The following is a 24,747-nucleotide window of genomic DNA, read 5'->3' on the forward strand; positions in this document are numbered from 1 at the left end:
CCCCCCGACAGCACGCCGGGGTGAGGTTGAGACACGGGTCACTTCTCGGTGGAAATTTATGCCTTCGCCGGGTCAGCTCTCAGTGGAAATCAACATTGCTAAAGCTCTTGCCCGGCGCGAAAGGCCGAATAGCGTCGAAGAGAGCGGGGCGGGTCATAGCTTGCCCCTCGCCTGGAGCCACCGTTCGGCCTGCTCATTAGCGCGAGCGTTGGCATGATCGTGCTTCCAGTCCCGCACGGTGCGGCCGATCAGGAAGCCGACAGCGCCGAAGGTGACGAGCGTTGTCGCCCAGCCGTCGAACGGGCTAGATTGGCGCTCCCAGATCACGGCGATCGTTAGAAAGCTTCCGCCCCCCATGGCTCCGAGGCTGACGCGCTCCATCGCATTGAGGGTGCCTCGGAAGCGGGTGATCTTGACGACCACGATCAGCGTCAGGACCAGCCGGCCCAGGGTGTTGACGATGTCCCAGGCGATCATGCCGCCCCTCCTTCACCCAGCAGCTTCTCAAGCCAGCGCTTGCCCCAACGGATGATGACCGGGACAAAAGCATTCGCGCCGGTCGCGCCGATGTACGTGAAGAAGCAGATTGCCCGCAGGTTTGCGATCTCGATCCCGGCGACATCACCGACGAGATACGGCACTCCAAATGCAGCGAAGCCCGAGCCGACGAACAGCGTCATCACGATCTCGGACCAGCGCATGGTCCGCCAGGGCATAAAAGACAGCGCGGTCACGGAGCCGGCTAGGGCTGCCATGGCTATATAGACCATCCGCGCATGTTCTTGCTGTTCATTCACGGCCGCGCCGCCTCGCTGGCAGCGCGCACCAGCCTGCGAAGATCAAAGCCAGCAAACAGCCGATCGCGTACCCCATTTTGCCCCACCATGAAAAAGCACGCGAGTTGCGCGAGCAGCAGCTTGTCCAGCCAGAAAAGGTATGTGCTGGTGCTCAGGAGCGGGTGGACGAGGTGAAAGCACACCTGCGTCGTCGCGAGCGCCCAGATGGTCCATCCGAACCAGAAGCGGTTGACGAACACGATCGCCGCCATCCCTAACAGCGTGTCGATCATCATCCAGATTTCGACGGCATGACGCTGGACAACGGCCGGCGCGTGGTACGTCCACTCGCAGAGCAGCCAGTTGCCCAGCACCATTGCCGCCAGCGTCACAGCAGGACGCCGCTGATCTACACGCGCATGCGCCGCGAACCCGAGGGCCGCGACGCACAGAGCGAGATAGATCAGCTTCTCAGCCATGGCCGGGAAGGCCGGGGCCGTGGCCGCCGCTGTCGTCTGCCGGCGGGTCCGTCTTCACAGGCGGAGTGGGGGCCGGGGCAGGCGTGGGCGAGGGGGCAGGTTCGTCAGCCATGACGCAAATCTCCTGTTCGCTGGGGTGCGCCAACACGCATTCCTGGATGGGGAAGGGGGTCACTCGTCACCTCGAAAGTACCGGGTGCGGAGATTGCCCGAGAGGATAGCATTGACGACCGACGACGTGACGCGGCCGTAACCAGCCTGATAGCCAGCGCTGCTGAAATGGTTCTGGTCGCTGCCGGCATAGAGCGCGTCCAGCTTCTGCGAGGTGTCGGCAGGCTCGACCCCGTAGCGAAAGAACGCCCACTCAGCGTCGGCAAAGATCGCGGTCGGGAACTGCGCGACGAGATCGCGCATCGCGGTGTTGTAATGGCTGAACGTCGGGCATCCCAGCACCGCCTTGCCGCCCCCAGTCCAGTCGCGCAGGATCGTGTCTGGATTGCCCGAACCGGTCAGGCCGAGCGAGGCGCGGATCGTGGATGCCAGGACTGGAGCGCTGTTGTAGACCGGGTACGACTGCGGCACATCGGTGCGGAGTTGATCGGCCAGGTTGACGCGACCGCTATGCGGGTGGGGGCTGCTGTAGACCACCGAAAGACGGCCTGCGTCAGCGTCGGCCTTCAGCATCTCACGCATCCGGGAGATCATGAGCGGCAGGGTGTGCGCCATGACGAACAGCCGGAAGTAGGCGTCGTTCATGCCCCCGACGTACGTGCGGATCTTTTCAGGCGCGCTGCCCTTCGCATTGGCGAACTGCGCGGGCATGTCGAGCGTGCCAGTGCCAGCTTGGCCAACAATTTCACTGACGTAGGTCACACCAGACTGGCGCTTGCGCGCGTTAAGCAGGTCGACCAGGATGCGATTGGGGGCGTCAGTTTCGGTGCCGCCCTGTGCGATGCTGATCGACGATCCACCGCCGAGCACACGCACACTGCGGCTCGCATAGGGGTCCGAGACGAGATAGGGGACCAGTGGGGCCAGTGTATCGACCATCGCAGTCGACCCGCTCGCCATCGCCGCATCTTCCACAGCGGTAATGACGATCGAACCGCCACCTGCTGAATACATCGCCGTGAAGATCTTACCCGCCGCCAGCGTGCCCTTGCCGATCGGCTGGCCGCCGCCATTGACTACCTGGCGCGAGAAGTCGCTGCCGTCCGTCGCTTTGCCCGCAAGGGTCACGACATCGGCGGTGTTGGTGACTATGCTGACAAACTTGAACAGGTTGCCATCGTTGATGTTGGCAATGTTGGTTCGCAGGGTATTCGGGTCGCCGTTGACCGGGATCGCGGGCGTGTTCTTCAGAACCAGCGCGACCAGCAGCGACGAAACCACAGCAGCGCTTTCGGCGCGGTTAACCAGCGGCTGCACGACGGTGGTGACGCCCTGATAGAACGATACCGCCAGACGCGGACCGCCCCCGACATATTCATAGACCCCGTTTGCTGAATCGGTCGCAGAGCCGTTGTTGTTGTTGACGTACACCAGCTTTCCGCGGTTCGCGGTGTTGCTGTAAAATGCGTCGCGGTCGGCAGTGGTGGCGACCATCGTCAAACCGGCAGATGCGGCGGCAACGGCGAGGTCGATCAGCGCGAAAAGCGCACGGATATCCGACTTGGCTGGATCGTTGGGACCGGAAGCGGGCACGCCATCGGTAGCGAAGTCCCGAAACGCGTTAGCCCCACCGGTCTTGATATCGCCCACGTCTTTCTCCGGTCCAGCGTCGCGGTCACGCTAGGCAGGGGAGGGTGCGCGGCTTACCGCCGTCAGCCCGTGGTGGTGTCTACGACTGCGCTCGCCGACCAAGGCGATAGACGGCCGTCACCAACGCTGTAGGCGACCTGCACGTTGATCTGGTTCGACAGCGGCACGAACTCGGTCAGGAACGATACGCCAGGGCCGGGGTCGGCATCGGCATACTCGCGCTCGTTCCAGCTTCCTGAGGTGCCGACGCGCCACCGGGCCGACCATGTGAGGTCGTCGCGATCGGGTCCGGTGGCTGCGATCAGGACGCGGGCACCGGTGGCTGTCTGGCCCGGCGTGGGGTCGACGGGCTCATCGCCCTCTGGCGTCTGGCCCACTGCGCTGTACTGAGCCGTGGCGCTGATGATCACGGGCATGTCGAGGGGTTCGCGGGCGATCGTGTCGCCGGTCGGGGCCGGCTCGCCTTCCTCGCGCGCCGGGTCCCACTCGTCGATGTCGGGTGTGGCGGCTATCCATGATGCCTGGATCGCCCCGCTCTGTAGATCACGGGACAGACCAGTAATCTCCGCCGGGCCGCTATAGGCCACGATCTCGTCCTCGGTGCCCAGCATCTCGGCCGCGATTAGGTTGACGTAGCGCTCGCTGAGTATGGCCGAGCCCGCCGCCAGCGTCGTGAAGGTGCCGCGCTTAGGGGCCATAGTCTGCATCATGCGCCGCTTACCAAGTCGGCGGGCTTGCGAGTGAGACGGCACCTGATTGGCCAAGTCCTCGGACCGCACCGCCCCACGCGCCAAGATGTCCGCCTCATCGGCCCAGGGCGTGGTGTCGACGGCGTTGAAGTCGTGATCCGCAGAGATGTACGTCAGGCCGATCTCATTGACCGCATTCTCGTCCTCGATCCCGTCTTCGTCGGTGTAGGCAGTGATGATGTCCGGCCCGACCGTAACACGCGGCTCGTAGTAGCGGCCGGAATAGACCACCAGCGCGCCATCCTCGCGTGGGCACATCCAACCGTCGAAGCAGGCTAGCAGCGCGGCAATGACGGCCTTGTGCTCGGAGCCATCGCCGGCATGGCGGTGCGATACGCAAGACCTGTAGCGCGGCTCAGTGCCGCCATCGCGCAGCGGCATGGCAACGTCCGCGTCATTCGCTGCGGCTGTCCAGTAGGAGAGGGTAGGGGCGAAGTGACGTGCCCACGTCTTGCCGTTTCGAACGAGCTGGTAGTGCGCCAGATGAAGCACTGCATTCTCGGACCACCGCCACGTCAGGGGATCGTCGACACGTTGCGCCGGATCGCGCCAGTCGAACACCGGTTGCGCGCGGATCACCAGTCCAAGCGGCGTGTTATTTGGCCCGCCGTTAGCATAGGTCGCGCTGAAATTCTTCTGCTTGACCGCAGCGGACAGCATGTACCCGGTGACCACGCCATCCCCGCGATGCGCGCTGGTCCAAACCTCGGGCACCTTGGCGATGACAAGCGCGTGCGCTGTCTCCGTCGCCGCGCCCAGATTCGCACCGATCTGGATGATGTTGCTGTCACCATAGAGGCCGTCAGCCTCACCTTGGACGTACCCGTTGGCGAGGCGCGTGACCTTCTTGTCCCCAAGATACCACGCTTCGATGCCGTCAATGCGACCGTCGTGGAAGGCCCACACATCGACTGCGGTGCCGTCCTTTGCGGTCTCATAGAGGGTATAGGCTCCGTAGAGCTTGAGGCGGCCATATGCCGACACGCGGGGCGGGCGTTCGGTCTTCAACGGCTGGCTTGCAGTCTCAGCCCTTGGTGCCTTTGGCGTGCCTGCGAACAACTGCGCGGCCGTCGTGGCTGTGGCGATCGCAAGCGTGCCCGTCGACACTCCCAGCACGCTTGCCACGCCACCAAATGACGCAGCGACACTGAAGCCTCCCGCCACACCTAGCGCGACACCACCGGTCACGGCCGCCAACCCAGCGAAGGCGCTAACCCGCAAGATCGATGCCACCGTCTTGCCCATTAGACGCTCCAAGCCTTGAGGTGACCGGCAGGGGCATAGTCTAGGCCGCGCAGGCCGAGCGTGACCCAGCGTTCACCGGTCCAGATGGCCGCGGCCTCGTCCTGACTACAGATGGTCGAGCGCTGGATCACGCCAACCGCGCCGACCGTCAGCACGTCAGTCGGCATGATGCCGAGCCGCGCCATGCCGTCTTGCCAAAGAACCGCCAGCCCGCCGCTTTCTGCAATCCGACGCATGGCGCTGCGCTCGCTATCGTAGATCAGCCCCAGCGCAGCGATTGGGCTGCCGTGACCGTGCGTCTGCACCCAGCGATCGACCCAGCGACAGCAGTCGTGCTGGACCCAGTCCCACACCGGACGCGGCTGTGCGAGGAAGCCTGCGAGCTTCACTTCGGCCCAAACAAGCGGGATTTGCCCGCGTTTAGGCCGGACACCTGATCGAAGAACCGATCGTCAGGTGACCGGCGCTGCTGATCAGCCTGCGTCCAATAGGCGTTGAGGGTGCTCGACCGGCCCGTGTCGTCCGACCCCATCGACAGGCCAATCGTGCGCTTGTCGGTGCGCGTCGCGGTCAGTTTGTCGATGCGGTACTGCGCCGTCCACGTCACCGCCTGGATCTGCCACTGGTCGTCGAACTCAACGACGCCGATGTCAACGCGTGCGCCCTTCACGCCAGCGGTTTCGCCCATCAGCTTGACGGTAGCCGCGGTCACGCCGGATACGGTGATATCGAGCCGCGACGCCGTCCCGTTGATAAGTTGCTCGATCTCGCCGAAGTTCTCCAGCAGCTCGCCACCGCCCAGGTAGAGCGCGCCGTCCGTCGTCTCGATACCGTCGGCCGGCAGGTAAAGCGGCCCCGGCCCAGACCAGATCCGCGCCGTATCCGGGCAGTCGATGCGTAGCAGGAGATTACGGTTCACGGCTGCACCGGCGGACGCATGTCTTCCTGAAAGCTGATCGACCCGCTGGAGAAGGCGCCCATGTTGAGCGGGTTGGAAGCCGGTGAGGTGCGCCGCATCTGACAGCGGATATTGTCGAAGTCGAGCGCGTCGCCAGCCTTGATGCCACCGCGGATCGGAGGCGAGATGGCTACCCGATAACCGCCGCTGATCGGCTCGATGCTGAATATCTCGGCTGCCCGAGAACCCCAGCCATTTGCTCCCTGGTAACTGAACCGCTCGCCACCAAGCAAAGGGCAGGCGCTCGTCAGAGCGATGTCGAGGATGGTCGCGCGATTGCCGCCGGTTTGCCCGTTGACGACGGCAAGCACCGTGCCCGATGCACCGGACGACCGATAGAGCGCATCGTCGCCGAAAGGTGTCTGGTCGCTATGGGGCACGCGGCTGCTACCGGTAACCGGCTGGTGCAGGGCGTCGCAGAAGATCAGGTCAACCGCCACGGACCCGCCTTGCATAGCCGCGTTGATAGCGCGCCAGGCCAGGGTTGCGGCCCGGCCCTCATCATCCCGATCGCCGAAATCCGCGTTCGTGAGGTCGGCCCGCCAGATGCCGCCGCCACCGGTGCCAATCACATCCTCGTAGCCGGACAGGGAGACACCGCCTGAGGTCGTGGTCACGTCAACGCGGATATCCTGGTCAGCGAAGTTGAACTGACAGGGATGGAATACGCGGAGCGCCATGCGGGGAGGGTAGGGATGGGGTAGACGGGGCTTACCGCCGTTACCCCGTCGTCCCTAACTGTCCGAAGCGGCGTTGCGCGGCGGGGAGTCCCTTGCGCGCGGCGTCGTTGGTGGCTTGCACGACCTGTCGCGCGTCCTGGCCAGCGCGGGTCAGGATCTGTGCGGCGAACTGATCGTTCATCACCGCGCCTCGGGCATCGACCTGGATCGTCTGTAGGACGGTCGTACCCGCTACCGCCTGCGCTGCTGCCTTCTGTCCCAGCGGAATGACAGTGCCGCCTTGGGCGCCCATCCGCAGCAGTTCAACACCACCGCGACCCTCATTGACCCGCACAGTCTGGCCAGGCGCTACGTAGCCGCCGGAGGCGCGGCCGAACAGCTTGCCGATCGACGAGAATAGACCCCCGACGGCACCACTAGTCGAACCGTCAGCCTTGCCAAACAGGCTGTCAGCAAGCGGACCGATAATCTTGCGTTGGATGCCAATGCGGATCAGCTCGCCAACGATCTGCCCGAACGCGCCCTTGAGGCCCAGTGCGGCGGTAGTCGCACGGGTCAGCTCGTCAGTGACCGCCTCAAGAGCATCAACCTTGACCGCGTCAATACTGGCGTTGAGATTGTCGACACCATCTATGGAACGGCGATAACGCTCATAGGGCGACCGGTAACGCTGGTCGATAGCGGTCCGGCCGGCGCTCTCAAGGGCCGGCAAGGAATCCTTGGTGATCTGCGCCTGCTTGCGCTGGGCATCGGAATATCGCCCCGTCGTATCCTTGAGGATTGCATCCTGCTCAATGCGTAGCTGCTTGAACCTGATGTCCAGCAACTGGCGCTCAAGCCGCTTCCGCTCATCCAGGCTTTCAGAAATGCCAAGGGTCGCCTGTAGCTGGTCCGCGTCGGCATTGAGCTGGGTCTGCGCAATGGCCTTCTGCTCGTCCGCACGACGACGCACTTCTTCGCTGTTGATGTTCAGGAGCTGGATGTCGGCTGCCTGCTTGGCCAGGCGCCGCAGATTGTCGGCCTGCTCAGCGGAGTACTTCTTCGCGCTCTCGTCTGCGTCGATCTGAGCATTGCGCTTCGCCAAGGCGCTTTCCACCTCCTGCCGTGAATATTCTGCGAGCTTGCCGGCGTCGACCTCCTGCAACCGGCTGGCCTGAATAATGGCCTGGTTCAGAGACTCCATCTCTGTGTTGTAGGCTTCGTTGTTACGCACCTCACGGACACGCTGAGCCTCGGCTCGTCGGGCGAGCACCTCTGCCGAGGGCCCGCGCTTCTTGCGCTCGCTTTCAGCAATAGCCTTCTGCTCGGCCGCGAGATTAGTATCGATCCGCGTTCGCCCCTCTCGGTATCGCCGCGCGGCTGCCTCTCGCTGCTCATTCGTTTTGGCAGCCGTCTGAGCGGCTACGTAAGCGTCTCGCAGCCGGCCCAGCGCTTGAGCATGGCGGTCGGTCGCTGCGGCGCTTTTGTCCGACGCCGCGGCTGCTCGCATGTCCAGAAGCGGGATTGATGCCTGGACCACTGCACCTTGAGCCTCAGCGACAGCTCTACGCGCCAGAGCGACACGCTTATCCGCATCTGCCTCACGCTGCTTGGCTGCGAAATAGCGCTGAGAGTTTGCAGCGGCCGCACCAGCACCACCCGCCGTAGCCGCTGTCGAGAAACCGCCGTTCTCTCGACGAACCTCGGCTTGGGCCAATGACGCTTGAGCCAACTCCGCGCGCAAGTTCTGGATCGTTGTCTGCCGCAACGCTGCGGCCGCGGCTAGCGCCGACTGCGCAACCTGAAGCTGAGTTTGGTTCTGCTCCTTCAGTTTCTCGTTCAGTTTGGCGCTCGCATCGGCTGCGCCTTCCAAGCTGCGAGCGAAGATGACTTCCGCCTGCTCTGCCATGCGGCTGGATTGCGCGGTGTCCGCCAGCTTTGCCGTCAGGCTCTCAATCGTCTCGCCACCCTCAAGCGCTTTGCCAAGCAGGATGCCAAGAGCCGATCCGGCCGCGAGCAGCGCAGCGCCCCAAGGGCCTGCGAAGAACGTCGCTACAGCCGCAGCCTTGCCGCCAGTATCCGCCAATGCGTCTGCGACCTGGGGAGCCTGCTGAGACAGGATCAGGAACGGGTTTTGCCCGCCGGTAAGCCCGACACCGATGTCGCTGATCTGTCGGCCTAGGTTGCGGCTGGCGTTGGCGGCTCTGGCGGAACCGGCTTCAATGTCGTTTGCCGCTCGCTTGAATGCCCCGCCCATCGCAGCAGCAGACTCCTGCACCTGCGCTTCCGCCTGAGCCGCGGCCTTCTCAATCTTCGACATGCCGGACTGCGACGTCGAGGCCGCACCGTTGATGTTAGCAGTGTAGCCGTCCGTCTTGGCCAGCAACTCCACAACGACGCTATCAGCAGTGACCGCCATTGCGAGCCTCCATCAACTTGTTCAGGCGCACCGGGTCTGCCGGGGCGCGGGTGGTGTCATGCGCGTCGTTCCACCACCAAAGCCGCGCTTCGTATTCCCACCACGTCAACTCTCGCCAGTCGGCTCCGATGGCGCTGGCGTTGGCGATGACCCGCGCGAAGTCGATCTTTTCGGCCGGGTCTGACGCCTTACCGGCTGCGCTTTTTTTTTAGGCGGCTGATACCCTTCGATCCGCGCGCCTAGAATGGCCGCAGCGGTGGCCCAGGCTTCGCGAAGGGGTGCGTGGTGGCTGTAGCGCTCGACTAGCAGCTTCGCTGTCAGCGCGGACACAGCGACGGGCTGCCCATCTACGACGCCCTGGCCTCCGCCAATCAAGGCAAGCCGGATCGTCTCAAACAGATCCTCGACGAACGCCTCCCCCTCGGCAGGGACGGCGATTGACTGACCGTCGAGCAGGTAGCGACCTTGCAGCACCCGACCGTAAATCTTGAACACGCCGGTTCCGCGCTTCTCCTGCAACTCGGCAAGCTGCGGAAGCTTCAGGTCGAACAAGTACTCACCGTCGCCATAGTGGAGCGTCAGGGCAGTGGCTGGCGTCACGCAGCCGGCGTCCAGCCCAGATCGCCTTCACCCGCGATGGTGATCTCGGAGCCGCTGTCGCCCGAGCGCTGGAGGTTGAGGTTCTTGGCGGTCATGACGCCCGTACCATCGAACGTGCCCAGCAGGTTGCCTGCGTCCGTGCCGTCATACTGGATCGCGTCGATCTCGTACTGGCGATGCTGGCCCAGCATACCCTTGAGAGCGGTGATCTGATCGGCGTTCGACAGCCCCGAGCCGGTCACATCCCACTGAATGCCGGTAGTGCGGATGGAACGGGTCGGCACCTTGCCGGGCTTGTCGCATTCCGTGCGGAAACGGTCGCTGGTGTTCGCCGTCTCGTTGATGGTGACGTTCTCAATCCCGCAGAGGATGACGCGAGCGCCGCCACCGGTCGGGACCGCGTAGATGATCGCCGCATCAATTTCAGTGGGATAGGACATGCAAGCCTCCGGAGTTTACCGAAGGCTAAGGCTGGCTGGGTCAGCGGCTTACCGCCGTCAGCGCCCCCTACTTGGTGGCATGCTGGTGAGATCGTCGCCTGTAGGAATGGCGCTGCCTGACCCTAGGTCAGTTTTGAGCTTGTCGTTCAGGCAATAAGCCTCGGCAGCTAGGTGCGCGCTACGGTAATTCCGCTCGTCATTCTCAACAAGGTATGCCTGCGCCACACGGCGTTTTGCCTCGCAGGTGGCCGCCGTGTCTCCGGTGCGCTCGACCATCCCAGCCTGCTTCTCAGCCACTGCGGATTGCTTCTCGCAGCCTACAACCATAAGCGCCAACGATAGTGACAGCACGGCTAACCTACGCATTGTCAGTGTCCTTGGCCTTCCGAGCTATCATAGCGGTTCGCAATCTGATCTGCTCACGCTGGAACTGCGCCTCAAACTCGCGAGCGGGGTCTACAGCAGGCGGCGGATCAAGGTCGAGCAATACGCAGCGAAGCCTGTGTGCTACCATCTCGTGCACGCCGACCTCATGTTGCGGCGCACGCCCGGCTAAGGTGTCGTACTCCGACGCTATGGCGAGCACATCATCCTCGCTGACGACGCCCGCCCGGACGATCAGCTTTAGGACTGCCTCGCTTACGCCAGCGGTGATGCGATCTTCGTCGTCCACTCTGCTTGTTTAAACGGTCTGGCTGGTCATGCAACGGATGCGGAAGTTCTGCACGGTGTGAAACGCATCGGAATCACCGCCGTCGACTAGCAACTGCGAACCGGTCCACCGGAATGCTGCCGTGCCGCCTGGGATGTCTGCTAGGTATCCGTCTAAGGCCGCAGCGATTGCGGCACCGAGGCGAGATGCGTGATCCTCAGCCCATTCAACCTCGCGCCCGTCCTCCTCTCGCTTCTTGGCGAACCCATGCACAGCCACCACGCCCTCAGAGCCATCTAGGCACGAGGCTCGTAACGGGGTGAGCGTGATTGCGCCCCAGAGAGTGAACGGGAACGGCGGGTCTTTGGGCGGCGTCTGACCGTAGACACGATTGCCTACGATCAGCGTAACCGCTTCCGAAGCAAGCAGCCGGGCCCGGGCGGCTCGCCGAATGTTGAGTGTGCTGTCGATCGCCATCAGCCCGTTACCTTCCCGCCCTTAGCGATATGAGCGACTGCGCGCCGGACCAGTTCTGTTACAGCGTCCCGCGTAGCAGCGACGGCAGGCCGCATATACGGCCGCTCGGCCATCTTGCTGGTCCCGAACTCCAAGGCGGCTGCATAGGGCGCGTTTGACGATACCTCTACGCGCAGCAGCTCAAGTTGGACATTCTCGATGTCCCTGCGCAGGCCTCCAAATTCCTCATTTGGGGGCTGCCCCGGCAAGCTGCGGACATGCTGGTGCTTGCCGCCCTTCTGCCCGCCGGCAGACCCCCGCGTAATGCTACCTTGCGCTTCATCCTTGACTAGATCGCCACCTGCGAACAGCGCAGCACCAACCTGCCGCTGCGCCTCTGCGCTCACCATAAACTTGAGGCGTGCGGCATGGGCCTTGCCGCCGGTGATCTTAGGCACGCCGCGTTGCTCTCTGAGTAATAAACCGCCACTGTTCAAACGGAGAAACGGCGCCACGTGCCTGCATCGCAGTGCCTACGCCTGCGATCTCGTGGCCGAGATGGCGGTGACTCGACTCTTGCGCTCGTTTAGCCGCACAATGGCGGGATGCGCGATTCACCGACAGACCACCAAGGACGAATGAAAGCCCTGCTATTGCGAGGGTGGGAACTGAAAGAAAGCGACCACGGAGCCGCGATGATTCTGGGGCTTGAAGTGACGACCCCAGAGGGTGAAACGCTGGTTGTTGGTCAGCCGCCGGTACTTGTATCGATAGAGCACTGCCGCCAACTAGCGGCGAACCTTCTCGAAGTTGCAGATCGATTGTCCGGGAACGTAGGCCGAGCATAGGGCGCAAGTCAGTAGCAAATGAAGCCGAACCACTAATCATCACACCCTCCGCCCCCGACAGTCCCAATACGCCTCCATCGGATCGAGCACAGCAGTCTGGATAGACCACCGCCGCCCGCCAACCTCGACCGTCGCATCCGTATCGATCGCGCGCGGCAAGCCGGCCGCCAGGATCAGCAGTCGGACGTCCGTGTCGATATACCCCTCTGCCGACCGCATCGCCTCCGTAGCGCTGTCGACCTGGCACAGGCAGGGCATCTCGTAGGGGATGCCCGGCTCGACGATCGATCCGCCATCGTCGACCACGGGCTCGCCAGGCCAGCGCGCAACCGCGTCCTTGTGTGCGCCCAGGCCAGCACGGGAGAACCGGTCAGCGATGCCGGCGAAGGCGCCAGCGATGGTCACAGGCAGCCGACCAGCATGGGCCCGCCAGCGTTCCGGCGAAGCATGATGGCGAAGTCCTGCCCGTAGCGCGTCGAGGCATAGCCGGCAGTCAGCGAACGGTTCGCCGCGGCGTCGGACACAGACACATCCATGCTGGCGCTTTTGAACTTGGTCACGCCGGCCGGGAGCTGGTCAGCCTCGCTCTTGGCGATCCCCGGAACGTCGTTGACCGCCATGTTGTGCGCAGCCAGCGCCAGCAATGCCGGGTCCTCGTCAGGTCCCCATGCTACCGTCACGATCCGGCGCGCGTCGTCCAGCCAATAGTCGATGTCGTCATTCGCGACACCGGCGAATTCCCGATACCGGATGCGGAGCTCGCGTGCTGTGACCATGCTCTATCCTGTGGGCAGGGAGGGCGAGGGGGTTACCGTCGTCAGGTGACGCGGTAGACGGCGATCGGCATGGAGTAGGCCGCAGCGATGCCAAGCGCGGGTGTGTAGTAGCCAACGCTGACGTTGCCTGCGCTTGCCGGGTAGACATTTACCACCTCACAGCCGCTGGACGGCGCGGCCGTCGGAGCAAATACGAGAAGGTCGGCCGCCTGGACGCCTGCTAGCGTGAAAGTCTTGCGCTTCATGCCGACAGCGAGCGCGACGAGCAGCGTTTCCGCCACGTTCAGGTTGCCGATGAACTCCATGCGCCCGGACGGCAGCGGGTGAACGTGATCCTCGCGCGCGGCATTGCTGGAGGTGCCAGCCGTGACAGTGCCGAGCGCCTTGGGTGCCGCGGTGCCAAGTGGCGTCGGCGCCGGTATCGTGGGACGGTCCGTTATGTCCGTCCAGACATGGGTATGCGCAGCGGGTGGGAACGTCGCGGGCTTGCCGGTGATCTCGGTCCACCCGTGCGTGTGAGCCGAAGGAGCGAAGGTTGCCGGTTTGTCGGTGATGTCCGCCCAGAGGTGCGTGTGAGCAGCCGGCGGGTACAGGTTCGGCTTGCTCGTGATGTCGCCCCAGGCGTGAGTATGGGCGCTAGGCGGAAAACTGGCTGGGACGTTGGTCAGGTCGGACCATGGATGCGTGTGGGCAGCAGGCGGGAACACAGCAGGGCGGCCGGGCAGGGTAGCCCACGTCACCCGCACACCGATGCCGAGGGACCGGAGCGTCACTGCCCCATCCCGTACCAAAGCCGCAAACTCACCAGCGCGCTATCCGCCGGCACGTCGGGCGCGATCGGCATCGACAGCGCGATAGCCGACATGAAGAACGGGTACTGCGTCGAGAAGACGCCCCAGAAGCCAGGCGGGAGAAGCCAGTCCAGGCCATCAGCCTGCGCGAGCAACGGCTTGGTCGGGTCGGGTGATCCGGTCGGCCGCGACGTGCCTCGCAGCCCCACGCAGCAGGTGTTCGGGTTGAACACGGCGAACGCGTTGTAGGACGGCTGGATGAAGCCGGCAGGCACGGTTGTTGCGTTCGCCTCGGTGGGCGCGTTGACGACGGCAACGGCGATGGCGCGCGTCATGCGGCGGAAGGCGATGCTCATGGCGCATACCCCAGATTGAGGCCCTGAATATCACCGGCCATCAGGCCCGGCGCGTCATCCGGAATGAGCGCGAACGCCAGCCCCTGCGTGAAGCGGATCCCGGTCGGGTAGACGCGGTTCGCTGGCGTCAGGCCAGGCACGTAGACCGTCCACTTGGGCTCGTCCGTGCCGACCACCGGCACAGCCGCCTTGTCGTAGAACTGGATCGACACGCCGGACGTACGCGCGTTGTAAGCATCAACGCTGACCAGCGAGTGAGAGCCGGTTGCTACCAGCTTGGCGTTCGTACCGTCTACCGCAGGCGGCATGCTGTAGGTCGAGGTGATGGCGGGGGCGCTGGCGGTGGTCGACGGGCTGCTAGGAGCGGCCGCGACCGGCAACTCGCGCAACACCCCAGCGCTGTCCCGGTAATATTCGATACTGCCCACATCGGCCATATTCCGCCCTCCTACGCAAAAGGCCGCCGCACCCATCGGTGAAGCGGCCCTTCGTGGACTATGATCGTCGGATCAGTCAGCCTTGGCGCGAGACCCCGCGCCGCTGATGTCGAACCACTCGGTCTTGCGGGCCAGAGCCAACTGCGATGGGCTCAACTCCACGTCCTCGGACGTCGCGCCGGGCTGGAGCACCAGCAGCGTGCCGACGTCCTTGGTCTCGTCGTTGCCCCCGACATAGACACCGCGGGGGCCTTCGCTCACGTTCTTCAGCTTCATGGCTTACACTCCGTCGACGTAGCGCATGGCAGCCGGGCGACGCACTTCGGTGCCGCCGGTGCGGAACAGGCCCAGGACCTCCCAGGTCATCGACGACTTCTGGAACGCCGGCTTGAACTGGAACGGCATCGGCAGGTGGAAGCGAACGACGTCCGGATTGCGGTTGTAGACCACCATGCGGGTGGCCGAACCGGCGCCGGCGTTGGTCAGCAGACGCTGCGAGCGAATGGTCAGCGGCTGGCCCGTCTCCGAACTGTAGACATTGTTCTCTTGCAGGAACGACAGGATCGTCTTGTCGGAACCGGTCGCACGGGGCGTGGTCGCCACGTACTGATAGGCAGCGAACGGCAGCAGTACCGTGTCCGCCGTCTCGATTTCCTGCGTCGAGGTATGCACCGCCGACAGCGCGTTGTTGATCTCAGCCAGGATCTGGTCGGGCGTACGAGCCGTGAAGGCGCCCGCCGCGGTGACAGCGGTCACGTTCGGGTCGTTCAGCAGGCCGGTCCAGTTCTTCTCCGACGACTGCTGCTGCTGCGGCGTGCGGCCATTCATGGCGATGTAGAACAGGAACTGCTCGGCGATCTTGCGCGCCGCAGCCGCCTTGTCGGCGCCTAGGTCACGGCCCTCGATCGCGGCGGTTTCCAGCTCCTCCAGGGTCCACTCATAGCCGGTGCCGGCGAGTTCGAAGCGCTTCAGGTACTGCGAGCGCGCGATGTCGGCATAGGGACCGTCGAAGCCCTTGCCAGACAGGAACTGCGCTTCACCCGCGGCATCGGCCGTGTAGAAAACGGTGCCACGGCCCCATGGATTGCCCTCGGTGATGACCGGAACGAGCGACGCATAGTCGAAGCTCGGATACCGAATCTCGTAGACCTGCCGCTCGATGTTGTAGAGCTGGGGGGTCAGGAACCCCAGCGCCTGGCGAGCGTCGTTGAAGTCAGTACGCATATTCGTCGCTCCCCCTTAGCGCTTGGCGATCTTGACGAGCGCGCCGGCAGTGGCAGGCTCATCGAACTTCCAGCCGGTCAGCACGCCGGTGTTCGTGTTGCTGATGTCGCCGTTGGTCGCGACATAGACGTCAGCCCCGGCCGTGGCCGTGCCGGCAGCGATGACCCACATGACGCCTTGGGTCATGATGCCAGCCGTCGAGTTGAGCCCGTAGACGTCAGCTCCGGTATCGCCGGCACCCGGCAGCACGAAAGCCGTGTGCGCCAGGTTCGCGATCGCGAAGCCGAGGAAGTTTGCAGCGCCGCCCGTGGTGGCGCCGGTCGCACCGTGCAGGTTGGCCCCGCGGAACACGGCCTTGCCGTATGCGATACCTGCCGCATCCTCGACGGTCCGGCTGATGCGGTTGCTGGTCTCGCCGTTAGCGACCATGCCGGGGAAGCCCCGAGCGAAGGTCGGCGCGTAAGTGGCCTGAGAAATCGCCATCGCCTCTGCTCCCCGTTATGCCGCGACCGGACGCTTCCAGGCGTCGCGCAGGTGGTTGTTCCGATCGTTGAACGCCTTGTCGCGGTCGCTGCTGTCCGAGACCACGGTCGGCGAGCCGAGCAGCTGGACGGTCGTGTCGGCGACCTTAGTGTCCTTCGTCAGCGAGGCGAACGAGGCGTCGACCTGGCTGTCGTTCCAGCCCTTGGCGAGGTCGCCCAGCGCCTTGTCGACCACCGCGCGCTTGATCGCCGGCTCGTCCATGCTGTCGGCGACAGTGACGCCCAGCGCCTGCGCCTTGCCGACGACCGTAGCGTACGACTTGGCGGCGTCGCGAAGCTGCTGCGGGGTCAGAGCCGCGTCGGCGACCTGCTTGGTCAGCGTGACCTTCTCGGCTTCCAGGGTGGCCTTGTCCGTGGTCAGCGTGGCAACGTTGGTCTCCAGCGTCGCCTTGTCGGTCGTCAGGGTCGCGATCTGCGCCTGTAGCTTGCCAATGGCCGCCTCTGCGGCATCGGTGACGAGCAGCGGGAGCCCGTCGAACGTGATGGTCTTGGTGGTCACGATGGACTCTCCGTTGTTGGTGAGGCTGTCGAGGATGCTAGAGGGAAGGGAAGTGCAGGGGGCGGCGTCACCGATACGGCAGGTCGGACCCGCGCGGCCTCGGTCGACGATCGCGATATGATTGCCGGTGATGCTGGCCTGACGAACGGGGCAGGCCTCGCCACCAGGGCCCTTGAAGTCGCCGAACTCGAGCGCGGCGCTGTAGCCGTTCGACAGCTCGGCCTTGCCGCTCTCGACCTTGGCGATCGTGGCAGCGTCCATGAGGATCAGGTCGAACGCGAGGTGATCGCCGTCGCGGATAGCGCCCATGATTGCGCCCCGGCTGTGATCGCGCCAGTTGTCCGCCGTCACTGGCTCGGTGGGGTGATCGTCGGTGATGGGCTTGCCGATGAAACTATGGACCGCGCGCTTGTCGAAAACAGCCGCATCGTCGCGTAGGACGTTGACGACTGCCTGATCGCGCAGGCCATGCTTGTTGTCGGGGTCGACCTCCACGCCGCTGTACTGGTATACGCCAGTGCGGGCAGACTTGGCGCGCACGGCCATGTAGCCGTCAGCGGTGCGGCGCGGCGCGTCGAGGGTAAGGCGGTCTGCTACATACACCCTGCCCGGTTATGCGGGCTAGACGGAGGGCATTACCGCCGTCAGTATTAGAACAGAGGAGATTGATATGGCACAAGTGAGCATTGACGTAACAGGCTCCAGCACTGCGGCTCTCATCCTGTCCGCGCACACGCTGCAAACGTTGGTCCACAAGGGCATTCTCACCCCGGACGATCAGATGAATATACTGAACGCATCGTATCAGCAGCTTGCTGACGACGGGCAGGCCGCACTGAAGGCGGTATACCCTAATTTTACCTTCAGCTGAAGGTAAGCACGGCCCTGGACCTGCAACCGCAGAAGGGCGGGATACCAGGTTGGTCATCAGCCGGGGGCGAGGCCATCACGGTCTTGCCCTCAACCACTTCGCCCACCCGATCGGGATTGTCCGTGTAGAGATTGCCGTCCCGCGCCAGATGCTCGCGCCGCGGATGCAGCTTCGCGCTATGCCGCCACTCCCAAACATCCAGCCCCGCCGCCCGACGCCGCTCTGCCGCAAGCTGGCTGCTAAGCGACGATAGCTGGTGCGAGGCGATCCGCATTGACCGATCACGCGCGAACCCGGTAGCCGAGCGGATCTCCTTGGCCACGTCAGCCGCAGGGCGCCGCCCGGTCAGCCCGGAGAACACGGCGTTGGCGATCTTCTGCCGTGCCTGGTCGTTTACGTCACGGATCAGGTTGGTGTTCCACTCGATCACCTGCTCAAGCGTCTGCGCCACGTCTTCGGGACCGATCAGCGTCGATAGGTCAACGCGGCTGGCGGACAGGACTGCGCCGATGAACTTGCCGCGTTCCCACCGCTCGACTCTCAGAACCCACGATCGCAGGGCAGGGGTGAGCAACAGCAGCAGGCGGTTGAACTCGCCGCTTGCCTCGTCCAGCACGCGGTTTAGATCAGCCGGCGAGTCCGTCGTCAGCGCCGATAGGGAACGCTCGTATTCAGCCAAGATGCGGGTGGTGTAGCGCTGCCACATTGTCACGACGTTGAGGAACGTCGCCCGATATAGGTCCGTCGCCAGTGTGGCCGGCGGGATGATGTCTCGGAGGGTCGTTGTGCGCTTGCGGCGGCCGGGGTTCGCGCGGGCTGCGAGGGCGCTGAGGTCTATGCGCACGGATCACGTGTCCTTCCACGTCAAGCGCTGCTTGATCATGCCGACATTAGACGTGCTAATGCCATACTGCTGCGCGATCTCGCGGTAGACACGAGGATCCGCGATAATCGCCTCGACCTGCGCTTTAGTCAGCCGGTGGTTTCCGCGATGCCGCCCCCGCGTCATTTTGTCAGAGACATTATCCGCTGCCGTGCCCGCGTAAAGATGCTCTGGGCGCACGCAGGCCGGGTTATCGCAGTGGTGACACGCCATTCGAGGGTCATCATGACCATTCAAACCAAACAGCGCGATCCGATGCGCCTTGAGCATCTTGTAGTTGAACCCGAGGCGCCCATAGCCTTTCGAACAAAGGTTGCCGGTCCACTGCCAGCATTCGCCAGCGGGCCCTTGCCCTGGTCGCTTATCGACCTGTCGCTCGAATATGTCGGCAGATTGAACAACACGCTGTTCCGCCTTACGTCGGCTGCCGCGCTTACTCGCGCACGCCAGACTGCAAAGCTCAGCTTTGTGCCAACGGTCATGACCATAGCCCGGCGGGCGCATAAATTCGCTACCGCACTCAGGACAGGTCTTGCTTTCTGGCAGATTGAAGTATTTTCTATGCGCAGGCATCATCGCACCTCATATGCGGTTCTTGCTCAGGCCCGGCGCGGTGTTACAGCACTCGTCGGGCCGCTTAATTTCTACCATCCGCTCTGTTCTTCGGCAAGTTATTCTCAGCCGAGGCGGGCTGATCACCCCCTTCCCGGGTCTGCGACGAAGATGGATTTGAGCCGTCATCGTCTGGGTTCAAACCGAAACGTTCATCCTCCGGCAGTTCTGCCAGAGCGGCATCTAAGCCGGGTATCCATGCGCGCTCGCTTACAAGGTTCTGAAGGCCCTTGTTGAATGCGACCTCTGGAATAGAATTCAATTCACGTAGGGCGGTTACCGCCTCCATCATTGTCTTGAAGGTTGCCGCAAGCTCATTCTCGCTCGGTGTGTCGAGCGGCGCGAATTCCCACCATACCCCATCTGGACTGACGCCAGCCGATTGAATGAGAGCGCGGTCAAGCTGTTCAAGACAAGGCCGCAGTTCTAGCTTCTGACCTGTAATGATCGCACGGTTATGGTTGTCCATATCGTGCTGCCCGGTCGCATTCATACCGGCCGGCGAGCGGCCCATAAGGCGGGTGAACGGGATGTCAGCAACCGCAGCGACGCGCTGGTCGAAGGCATCCATCATGGCGGGGATGCCGTTCCACGTGACCTGATAGTCTGTGACCGTTTCGGCTGGCGTTGTGCCGTCGCCACTGTCGAACACTGTGGCGTTCAACACGCTCTCGCCCGTGGCAATAGCCGCCATGCGCCTCTCAAGCCGGCCTTGGCCCTGCTCGGTGGCGGCATACTCGGTCAGCTTAGGAATGCCGATCCGCAGCAGCTTTGCCTTCTTCACCAGCGCCGCGAACCAGCCCTGCGCATTATCCGAACGCTCGACATCACGCCACACGCGAACAAGCCGCGACTGGCCCCAAAATAGCTGATCGCCGGACACGCCATAGCCGGCAGGCAGGGGGTCGCCACGGAAGCAGATGACGCGGCTGGGATGGACGCGGGTCGCGTTGCGATCACTGCTGATCCGCCACATGCGAGGCGTGCCATAAGCCGGGTCGGTCAGCTCATCGACGTAATCCTCGCCGGTAAGCTGCCAGCGGGATACGACGTTGACCGCCTGAAGCTGGCCTTTGCCGATGTCTCCGAGCGGCTGGTCAGGGCTGCCCGGCGCCGCCAGGATCAGCGCGCCGCCCCCGATGCCGCGCAGCACCTCGGCCTGCTTGACCTTGGCCACCAGACCCAGCCGGCGTTCCTCCGCCTCAATCGCCTCGATCTGCGGCTTCTCCGCCTGCCAGTCGCGCCACTCGCGGACACGATCCGACGCTGGGATCTCGATTACCTTCTGAAGCATCCCGCTCGCCAGATACGCGGCGAAGGCGAGCTGCGGCGCGAACAGGTACGTCATCGCGCTGTGCTGCTGCTGGAAGGGATGCACCGTGGCGGCGGACTGGATGGCGGAGGTCACGCTGTCCATCGCCAGCATGGGGTTGCCGCGACTGTCGAGGATTGCGGAGCCGGCCATAGTGCCGGGGTATGGTGGCGGGGTGGTGGGGATTACCGCCGTCAGTGGCTCATGGCTCGCATGGGTATGCCCGAATGAGCCTGCGGTTTGGCGACGGCGTTCTGCGGGTTTCCGGTGTCTAAAATAGCCACCTGCGCCGGCCCAACCCTAAATAGCCAGGTCAGAACGCGTCGAGGTTGTAGCGGCTACCCTTGATCATCGGCGACACGGCATAGCGCAGCGCGTCGATGTAGTGGTTGTTCGCGTCGACGAGGATCGGCAGCACATCGCCGGTTAGCCGATCGACCTTGTAGCTGTATAGCCGCGCCTCGTTGATCGTGGCCTTGCAACGCGGATGGATGACGATCTCGCGAAAGGACCGAAGGTAACGAATGCCGTCATCGACCGAGCCTTGCCACTTCGGCGCGCCCTCTGCCCTTGACACACCCGACCGGGTAAGGATGCTGATTGAGCCAGGCGACGCGCTGTCCCACCGGCTGACGTAGCTGTCAAAACCGGGGATCGCATCTTTGACCTTGGCGCCGATCGCGTCCAGCTCGATCGCGCGGCCGCCCGCTTCATGGCTGACGTAAAGCGTGTCGCCATGAATGTAGCAGCGGACGGCTGCGGTCGGATCCTGCGCATAGCCGAAGTCACCGCCCTGATATGGGCCATCCCAGCTATCGGACGGCTCGAACTCTGCGACCCGCCACTTGCCTGCGAGCACTTGTGCGTCGCTGTTGACGAGGTAACCGCCCTCCCAGACGTGGTGATAGGTCGCGGGGTCCAAGCGTTCCTGCTCGCGTCGACGCAGCGTATCTAGGCCAGCCGGGAAGAACGGGTTGTCGTAGTGGTTGACCTCGGCCGTGATCGCGTTGGCAGGCGGATGCTTGCGGAAGCGATTGTCGACCGGGCTACCCTCAAGGCGCGGGTTCCACAGGTTCCACATCTCGGACTTCGGCTGGCGGAACACGGTCGCTTCCAATGCGAGGTACGACGTTTCCGGCACGTCCTCGGCTTCCTCGACGATTGTCAGGTCGATCTTGGCGAGCGACTTGACGGACTGGACGTTGCGTCGCAGCCCTCGGAAAATGAACTGCGTGCCGTTCGCGCCCTTGAGGTAATCGACGCCAACGTCGTAATGCGCCTCAAGCCAAGGCTCGGACGCGATGGCCGCCTTGAGCTCGGCATGGAAGCTCTCCGATATGCTGGCCTGGAACTCGCGCGTGCACAGGATGCGCAGCGGCTCAGCATAGCCCCAGACAGCCGCCATCTTCGCCGCGTTGAACGACTTGCCCGATCCGCGACCGCCGTGAAGGTTGCGATACTGGAACGAGCCACGTGGCGGAGCGAATACCGGGATCAGCTTAGGCGGAAGGCGTATCGTCGCTTCGGTCATCTGCTGCCACGATGCGAACGACGGTGGGCTGCTGACGCAGTGTCCCGTCCGGGTTGCTGTGTTGGACTTGGGTCGGCAGCACCTTGCCAAGCAGAGTCATGAAGGCAGCCGGCTGCTCCTTCGCCATGGTGGCGAGGTAGTCCGAACCGCCGACCTGCTCGAATGCCTGCTCGATCGCTTCCTTAATGCTTCGCGTCAGCTTATTCGGCACGCCTTTGGCGCGACCGCCCCTGCGCTCGCCTGGCTTAGACCCGCGATTGGGATTTGAGGCGCGACGGCTGTCCTCACCTACTTTAGCCGTTGGCTGGGTCATGACAAACCACCATTGTCGCTGCGGTTCGCCCGCATTCCCCCCGTCACCCGACGCCGTGACCGCTTCGGCATACGCACCTTGGCGCCCGACATGGCGATCCATTTGAGGTGCAGGTCGGTGCGGCCGCCATAGACCCGCTCCATCATCTCCCATCCGCCCTTCTCGACCACGGAGACGAACTCGGGCGGCACGGGCGGGATCGCCTTCGTTGACGGCGGACGATAGCTCGCGTTAGGCATCGATCACCCCCAGTTCTGCTTCTGCTGCCAATTCCAGGAACTCTGCGCGCACGTCAGGCCGGGCCCGGTTCCAGGCGCGCTGGATCGCCATGAGTTCGTGATGCTCCCAGTCGTCGTCGATGAACGACGGCTGCTCAATTTCCGCCCGACGCTTTACGGCCTGAATGCGCGTCTCGCGATCGTCGAGATGTTCGTCGCGCGCGGTCTTGAGCACGTCGAGCGCGTCGGAGGTCGGCAGGTTCGCGACGGCCTCGTGATGCTCGTAGGTCAGGCTGGCGTCGCGCATGTGCGGCGGGAACGCAGTCGCCACCTTCGCCGCGGCCTTGAGCGCCTTTGGTGCGATGCCCAGCTCGTCCGCCAGGAAGTCGAACTCCGCCTGGTGGCCGAATTGCTCCTTGCCGGTCGCAATCCAGTCGGCGAGCTTCCAGTCGAGCGCCGTCCGTTCATGCAGCAGATCCTTGCCAGTCGACAGCCAGTCAGCAAACCCGGCGGGCGGTGATGCCGCCTCTATCGTCGCAAGCGCATTCATCATTTCCTCCCTTCATGATTGCGGAGAGCGGTGAGGGCGGCCTGCTGCTCGGTGATCACGCCAGCCGCTACGGTCATCAGGAACTGGATGTTGGTCGTGCGGTCGGGGTGAACACGGCGAGGCCATGCCTGCAACTGTTCGACCAGCCAGCCGTCCATCACACAGTTCGGCACCGTCCATCCAGCTGCTTGTGCATCGCCAGCAACACCGAGCTTCACGAGCCCGCCGTTCTCCTGATAATGTTCGGTCACGTCCGCGAACGTCATGCCCTCGTTCGAAACGACGACGCCGGGTTTTGCCTCGTCATCCTGTGTCTGGGGGTGGGTCATGGGCGGGGTTCCATGTAAAGATTTTCCGGTTTTCTTTGCACGTCTGGGCGATCTGCAAAGTTTTTTGCCATTTCTTGGCCTGCGGCGTATTCAGCGCGCGCCACATCGAGGCTGATGCGATGCTCGGTGTAGAGGCGAAGGAATGCCCGTCGGTCTCCAGAGACTCCAGCCGCATGAATAGCCTTTAGGACATCCGCGCGCTTCACGCCTCCTTCTCCCCGGCAAGGGCGAGGGCACGGCCGCGAGCGATGGCAGCACGGGCAACCCTCACGAAATCGCCGTCGTCCTGATCGCCGGCACGCACCTTTTCCTTGAACACTCCGGCCCAATCGCCATCGTCCAACGTGACAGCTACCACCTCCCGCGCTTCGATTAGGTCGGAGTCGACGGGCTCGGAAAGCAGGGCGACGATGCCGTTGGCAGCCGCCGCGTCACCCGCGTCCCCGAACGATCCATCCCACTTTAACATCCGCCGCAGCAGTGCGACGGCTTCACGCCCCGCAACCTCCGTCAGGTCAGGCTTGGTGTCTGCCTGGGGGGTGGGCTGGGGGGTGTAGGCGACAACGCGAAGCAGCTTGTGGCCATAGGCAGTGACCGGCTCACGCGACCAGTCCCAGCGATGCCCGTAGCGAATACTGACCTTGCCGTCGTCAATGACCGCAATCGGCTTTTCACTGTCCCAATCGGCCGGGGCAGCGTCGCCGCCATGCCACGGCTTCATGCCCTCAGGGATCACCGCCTCCGTCTGACGGTAATGCGGGTGGTCGGCGGGCAAGCGGATGCTGGCGACATGCTCCCAGTGGAATTGCTTGGCGAGATAGGTGTCATCGCCAATCCACGGATATCGCCCGTGGTTGTAGGTGCCTCGGATCGGTTGCCAGTCTTGAAGCCACCCCGGCCGCTTACCATCCACGGCGATGGCAGGGCCCCATTCGATGTCGGTCATGCTGCCAACTCCCCGTTGCGGTCCTTGGTCAACTTGTGGCCGTCCGAGAACACGGCGTATCGGTCGCCGGCGTAGTAGGCGCCGTACCACGCCATGATCGGGGCGATGCTGGCGCGCTGGCAGTGTACGACGGCCTCTTTCGGCCGCGCGTCACTGTTCACGAACTTCAGCTCCACGATGTCGGTCATATCGGTTGCTCCAAAGGTCACGAGGCAGCCAGCCACGATGACAGGTAGAAGGAAGCCCAGCCGGCGGGGATGCCGTACCGAGCCGCGAGTTTGTCGGGTGAGGCAGTGCGCAGACGGTCGCGCGGGGTTGCCATCATCGCCAGGAGGAAGGGGGTTAGGCCGGTCATGCGGCGGGCCTGTCTACGCCCTGGGTGTCTACACCCCTGGTCCAAAACGCAAAACGTTCTGAAACCCCCTCAGCTACCCCTGTTTTACAGCCTTTCCTTTTATTTACCTTATAGGGTGTAGACAGTGTAGACAGGGGGGTAGAGGCCGCAGAAAACAGCC

Annotated in this window: 37 protein-coding genes; 1 reads left to right on the plus strand and 36 read right to left on the minus strand. The window is 63.7% G+C overall.

The window, feature by feature from the left end:
- Positions 1-153: 153 nt before the first annotated feature.
- The 24 genes from GGQ96_RS05015 to GGQ96_RS05130 form a co-directional block, all read right to left on the minus strand.
- A complete protein-coding gene (locus tag GGQ96_RS05015; RefSeq protein WP_184112286.1) occupies positions 154-477 on the minus strand; it encodes a hypothetical protein in 324 nt (107 codons plus the stop codon).
- Positions 474-797 carry a hypothetical protein gene (locus GGQ96_RS05020; protein ID WP_184112287.1) on the minus strand — a complete coding sequence of 108 codons (324 nt, stop codon included), beginning with the start codon at positions 795-797 and terminating at the stop codon, positions 474-476. The genes GGQ96_RS05015 and GGQ96_RS05020 overlap by 4 nt, the downstream gene beginning before the upstream one ends.
- Positions 794-1,255 (minus strand): hypothetical protein, encoded by a 462-nt coding sequence (locus GGQ96_RS05025; RefSeq protein WP_184112288.1) that lies wholly within the window; start codon positions 1,253-1,255, stop codon positions 794-796. Before GGQ96_RS05025 ends, GGQ96_RS05020 begins: the two co-directional genes overlap by 4 nt.
- Before the next feature lie 171 nt (positions 1,256-1,426).
- Entirely contained in the window at positions 1,427-3,016 is a 1,590-nt protein-coding gene (locus GGQ96_RS05030; protein ID WP_184112289.1) for a hypothetical protein, read from the minus strand.
- 62 nt (positions 3,017-3,078) lie between these two features.
- Positions 3,079-5,010: a phage tail protein gene (locus tag GGQ96_RS05035; RefSeq protein WP_184112290.1), complete on the minus strand. Its 1,932-nt coding sequence runs from the start codon at positions 5,008-5,010 to the stop codon at positions 3,079-3,081.
- Positions 5,010-5,399, minus strand: a complete 390-nt coding sequence (locus GGQ96_RS05040; protein WP_184112291.1) for a DUF6950 family protein — start codon at positions 5,397-5,399, stop codon at positions 5,010-5,012. The genes GGQ96_RS05035 and GGQ96_RS05040 overlap by 1 nt, the downstream gene beginning before the upstream one ends.
- Positions 5,396-5,929, minus strand: coding sequence for a porin family protein (locus tag GGQ96_RS05045; RefSeq protein ID WP_184112292.1), 534 nt, complete (start codon positions 5,927-5,929; stop codon positions 5,396-5,398). The genes GGQ96_RS05040 and GGQ96_RS05045 overlap by 4 nt, the downstream gene beginning before the upstream one ends.
- Entirely contained in the window at positions 5,926-6,585 is a 660-nt protein-coding gene (locus GGQ96_RS05050) for a hypothetical protein (RefSeq protein WP_184112293.1), read from the minus strand. The genes GGQ96_RS05045 and GGQ96_RS05050 overlap by 4 nt, the downstream gene beginning before the upstream one ends.
- A gap of 103 nt (positions 6,586-6,688) precedes the next feature.
- On the minus strand, positions 6,689-9,046 hold the full coding sequence (locus GGQ96_RS05055; protein WP_184112294.1) for a phage tail length tape measure family protein: 2,358 nt from the start codon (positions 9,044-9,046) through the stop codon (positions 6,689-6,691).
- A 105-nt stretch (positions 9,047-9,151) separates the two neighbouring features.
- Positions 9,152-9,598: a GTA-gp10 family protein gene (locus GGQ96_RS05060; protein WP_184112296.1), complete on the minus strand. Its 447-nt coding sequence runs from the start codon at positions 9,596-9,598 to the stop codon at positions 9,152-9,154.
- 44 nt (positions 9,599-9,642) lie between these two features.
- Positions 9,643-10,086 (minus strand): hypothetical protein, encoded by a 444-nt coding sequence (locus GGQ96_RS05065; RefSeq protein WP_184112298.1) that lies wholly within the window; start codon positions 10,084-10,086, stop codon positions 9,643-9,645.
- A 57-nt stretch (positions 10,087-10,143) separates the two neighbouring features.
- A complete protein-coding gene (locus tag GGQ96_RS05070; RefSeq protein ID WP_184112300.1) occupies positions 10,144-10,362 on the minus strand; it encodes a hypothetical protein in 219 nt (72 codons plus the stop codon).
- An 82-nt stretch (positions 10,363-10,444) separates the two neighbouring features.
- Entirely contained in the window at positions 10,445-10,759 is a 315-nt protein-coding gene (locus GGQ96_RS05075; RefSeq protein ID WP_184112302.1) for a hypothetical protein, read from the minus strand.
- A 9-nt stretch (positions 10,760-10,768) separates the two neighbouring features.
- Positions 10,769-11,215, minus strand: a complete 447-nt coding sequence (locus GGQ96_RS05080) for a DUF3168 domain-containing protein (RefSeq protein ID WP_184112304.1) — start codon at positions 11,213-11,215, stop codon at positions 10,769-10,771.
- Entirely contained in the window at positions 11,215-11,652 is a 438-nt protein-coding gene (locus GGQ96_RS05085; RefSeq protein ID WP_221239830.1) for an HK97-gp10 family putative phage morphogenesis protein, read from the minus strand. The genes GGQ96_RS05080 and GGQ96_RS05085 overlap by 1 nt, the downstream gene beginning before the upstream one ends.
- 429 nt (positions 11,653-12,081) lie before the next feature.
- Positions 12,082-12,447 (minus strand): hypothetical protein, encoded by a 366-nt coding sequence (locus GGQ96_RS05090; RefSeq protein WP_184112306.1) that lies wholly within the window; start codon positions 12,445-12,447, stop codon positions 12,082-12,084.
- Positions 12,444-12,818: a DUF4054 domain-containing protein gene (locus tag GGQ96_RS05095; RefSeq protein WP_184112308.1), complete on the minus strand. Its 375-nt coding sequence runs from the start codon at positions 12,816-12,818 to the stop codon at positions 12,444-12,446. Before GGQ96_RS05095 ends, GGQ96_RS05090 begins: the two co-directional genes overlap by 4 nt.
- A gap of 41 nt (positions 12,819-12,859) precedes the next feature.
- Positions 12,860-13,591 carry a hypothetical protein gene (locus GGQ96_RS05100; protein ID WP_184112310.1) on the minus strand — a complete coding sequence of 244 codons (732 nt, stop codon included), beginning with the start codon at positions 13,589-13,591 and terminating at the stop codon, positions 12,860-12,862.
- Positions 13,588-13,965 carry a hypothetical protein gene (locus GGQ96_RS05105; protein ID WP_184112312.1) on the minus strand — a complete coding sequence of 126 codons (378 nt, stop codon included), beginning with the start codon at positions 13,963-13,965 and terminating at the stop codon, positions 13,588-13,590. The genes GGQ96_RS05100 and GGQ96_RS05105 overlap by 4 nt, the downstream gene beginning before the upstream one ends.
- Positions 13,962-14,402 (minus strand): hypothetical protein, encoded by a 441-nt coding sequence (locus GGQ96_RS05110; RefSeq protein ID WP_184112314.1) that lies wholly within the window; start codon positions 14,400-14,402, stop codon positions 13,962-13,964. Before GGQ96_RS05110 ends, GGQ96_RS05105 begins: the two co-directional genes overlap by 4 nt.
- A 72-nt stretch (positions 14,403-14,474) precedes the next feature.
- Positions 14,475-14,678, minus strand: coding sequence for a hypothetical protein (locus GGQ96_RS05115; protein WP_184112316.1), 204 nt, complete (start codon positions 14,676-14,678; stop codon positions 14,475-14,477).
- A gap of 3 nt (positions 14,679-14,681) precedes the next feature.
- The gene (locus tag GGQ96_RS05120; protein ID WP_184112318.1) at positions 14,682-15,626 is read right to left on the minus strand and encodes a DUF2184 domain-containing protein; all 945 of its coding nucleotides are present in this window, start codon (positions 15,624-15,626) and stop codon (positions 14,682-14,684) included.
- Positions 15,627-15,641: 15 nt separating this feature from the next.
- Positions 15,642-16,109, minus strand: coding sequence for a structural cement protein Gp24 (locus GGQ96_RS05125; protein WP_184112320.1), 468 nt, complete (start codon positions 16,107-16,109; stop codon positions 15,642-15,644).
- A 15-nt stretch (positions 16,110-16,124) separates the two neighbouring features.
- Complete coding sequence (locus GGQ96_RS05130; protein ID WP_343058928.1) at positions 16,125-17,270, minus strand: DUF2213 domain-containing protein; 1,146 nt, start codon at positions 17,268-17,270, stop codon at positions 16,125-16,127.
- Positions 17,271-17,337: 67 nt separating this feature from the next.
- Here GGQ96_RS05130 and GGQ96_RS05135 point away from each other — a divergent pair, with 67 nt between their 5' ends.
- Positions 17,338-17,538 (plus strand): hypothetical protein, encoded by a 201-nt coding sequence (locus GGQ96_RS05135; protein WP_184112324.1) that lies wholly within the window; start codon positions 17,338-17,340, stop codon positions 17,536-17,538.
- On the opposite strand, the gene GGQ96_RS05140 is transcribed toward GGQ96_RS05135, so the two are convergent.
- The 12 genes from GGQ96_RS05140 to GGQ96_RS05195 form a co-directional block, all read right to left on the minus strand.
- Positions 17,531-18,382 (minus strand): hypothetical protein, encoded by an 852-nt coding sequence (locus tag GGQ96_RS05140; protein ID WP_221239831.1) that lies wholly within the window; start codon positions 18,380-18,382, stop codon positions 17,531-17,533. The genes GGQ96_RS05135 and GGQ96_RS05140 overlap by 8 nt on opposite strands.
- Before the next feature lie 3 nt (positions 18,383-18,385).
- Entirely contained in the window at positions 18,386-18,997 is a 612-nt protein-coding gene (locus GGQ96_RS05145; RefSeq protein WP_184112326.1) for an HNH endonuclease family protein, read from the minus strand.
- A 61-nt stretch (positions 18,998-19,058) separates the two neighbouring features.
- A complete protein-coding gene (locus GGQ96_RS05150) occupies positions 19,059-20,459 on the minus strand; it encodes a phage portal protein (protein WP_184112328.1) in 1,401 nt (466 codons plus the stop codon).
- Positions 20,460-20,658: 199 nt separating this feature from the next.
- On the minus strand, positions 20,659-21,876 hold the full coding sequence (locus tag GGQ96_RS05155) for a PBSX family phage terminase large subunit (RefSeq protein WP_184112330.1): 1,218 nt from the start codon (positions 21,874-21,876) through the stop codon (positions 20,659-20,661).
- Entirely contained in the window at positions 21,845-22,189 is a 345-nt protein-coding gene (locus GGQ96_RS05160; RefSeq protein ID WP_184112332.1) for a hypothetical protein, read from the minus strand. The genes GGQ96_RS05155 and GGQ96_RS05160 overlap by 32 nt, the downstream gene beginning before the upstream one ends.
- Complete coding sequence (locus GGQ96_RS05165; RefSeq protein ID WP_184112334.1) at positions 22,186-22,428, minus strand: hypothetical protein; 243 nt, start codon at positions 22,426-22,428, stop codon at positions 22,186-22,188. Before GGQ96_RS05165 ends, GGQ96_RS05160 begins: the two co-directional genes overlap by 4 nt.
- Positions 22,421-22,957 (minus strand): hypothetical protein, encoded by a 537-nt coding sequence (locus GGQ96_RS05170; protein ID WP_184112336.1) that lies wholly within the window; start codon positions 22,955-22,957, stop codon positions 22,421-22,423. The genes GGQ96_RS05165 and GGQ96_RS05170 overlap by 8 nt, the downstream gene beginning before the upstream one ends.
- Positions 22,957-23,286, minus strand: coding sequence for a hypothetical protein (locus tag GGQ96_RS05175; protein WP_184112338.1), 330 nt, complete (start codon positions 23,284-23,286; stop codon positions 22,957-22,959). The genes GGQ96_RS05170 and GGQ96_RS05175 overlap by 1 nt, the downstream gene beginning before the upstream one ends.
- Complete coding sequence (locus tag GGQ96_RS05180; protein ID WP_184112340.1) at positions 23,283-23,492, minus strand: hypothetical protein; 210 nt, start codon at positions 23,490-23,492, stop codon at positions 23,283-23,285. The genes GGQ96_RS05175 and GGQ96_RS05180 overlap by 4 nt, the downstream gene beginning before the upstream one ends.
- Positions 23,489-24,232 carry a hypothetical protein gene (locus tag GGQ96_RS05185; protein WP_184112342.1) on the minus strand — a complete coding sequence of 248 codons (744 nt, stop codon included), beginning with the start codon at positions 24,230-24,232 and terminating at the stop codon, positions 23,489-23,491. The genes GGQ96_RS05180 and GGQ96_RS05185 overlap by 4 nt, the downstream gene beginning before the upstream one ends.
- Positions 24,229-24,420, minus strand: a complete 192-nt coding sequence (locus GGQ96_RS05190) for a hypothetical protein (RefSeq protein ID WP_184112344.1) — start codon at positions 24,418-24,420, stop codon at positions 24,229-24,231. The genes GGQ96_RS05185 and GGQ96_RS05190 overlap by 4 nt, the downstream gene beginning before the upstream one ends.
- A 17-nt stretch (positions 24,421-24,437) precedes the next feature.
- Positions 24,438-24,587: a hypothetical protein gene (locus tag GGQ96_RS05195; protein WP_184112346.1), complete on the minus strand. Its 150-nt coding sequence runs from the start codon at positions 24,585-24,587 to the stop codon at positions 24,438-24,440.
- Between the last annotated feature and the right edge of the window lie 160 nt (positions 24,588-24,747).

The sequence above is a fragment of the Sphingomonas abaci genome, from assembly GCF_014199625.1.
Taxonomy (GTDB): domain Bacteria; phylum Pseudomonadota; class Alphaproteobacteria; order Sphingomonadales; family Sphingomonadaceae; genus Sphingomonas; species Sphingomonas abaci.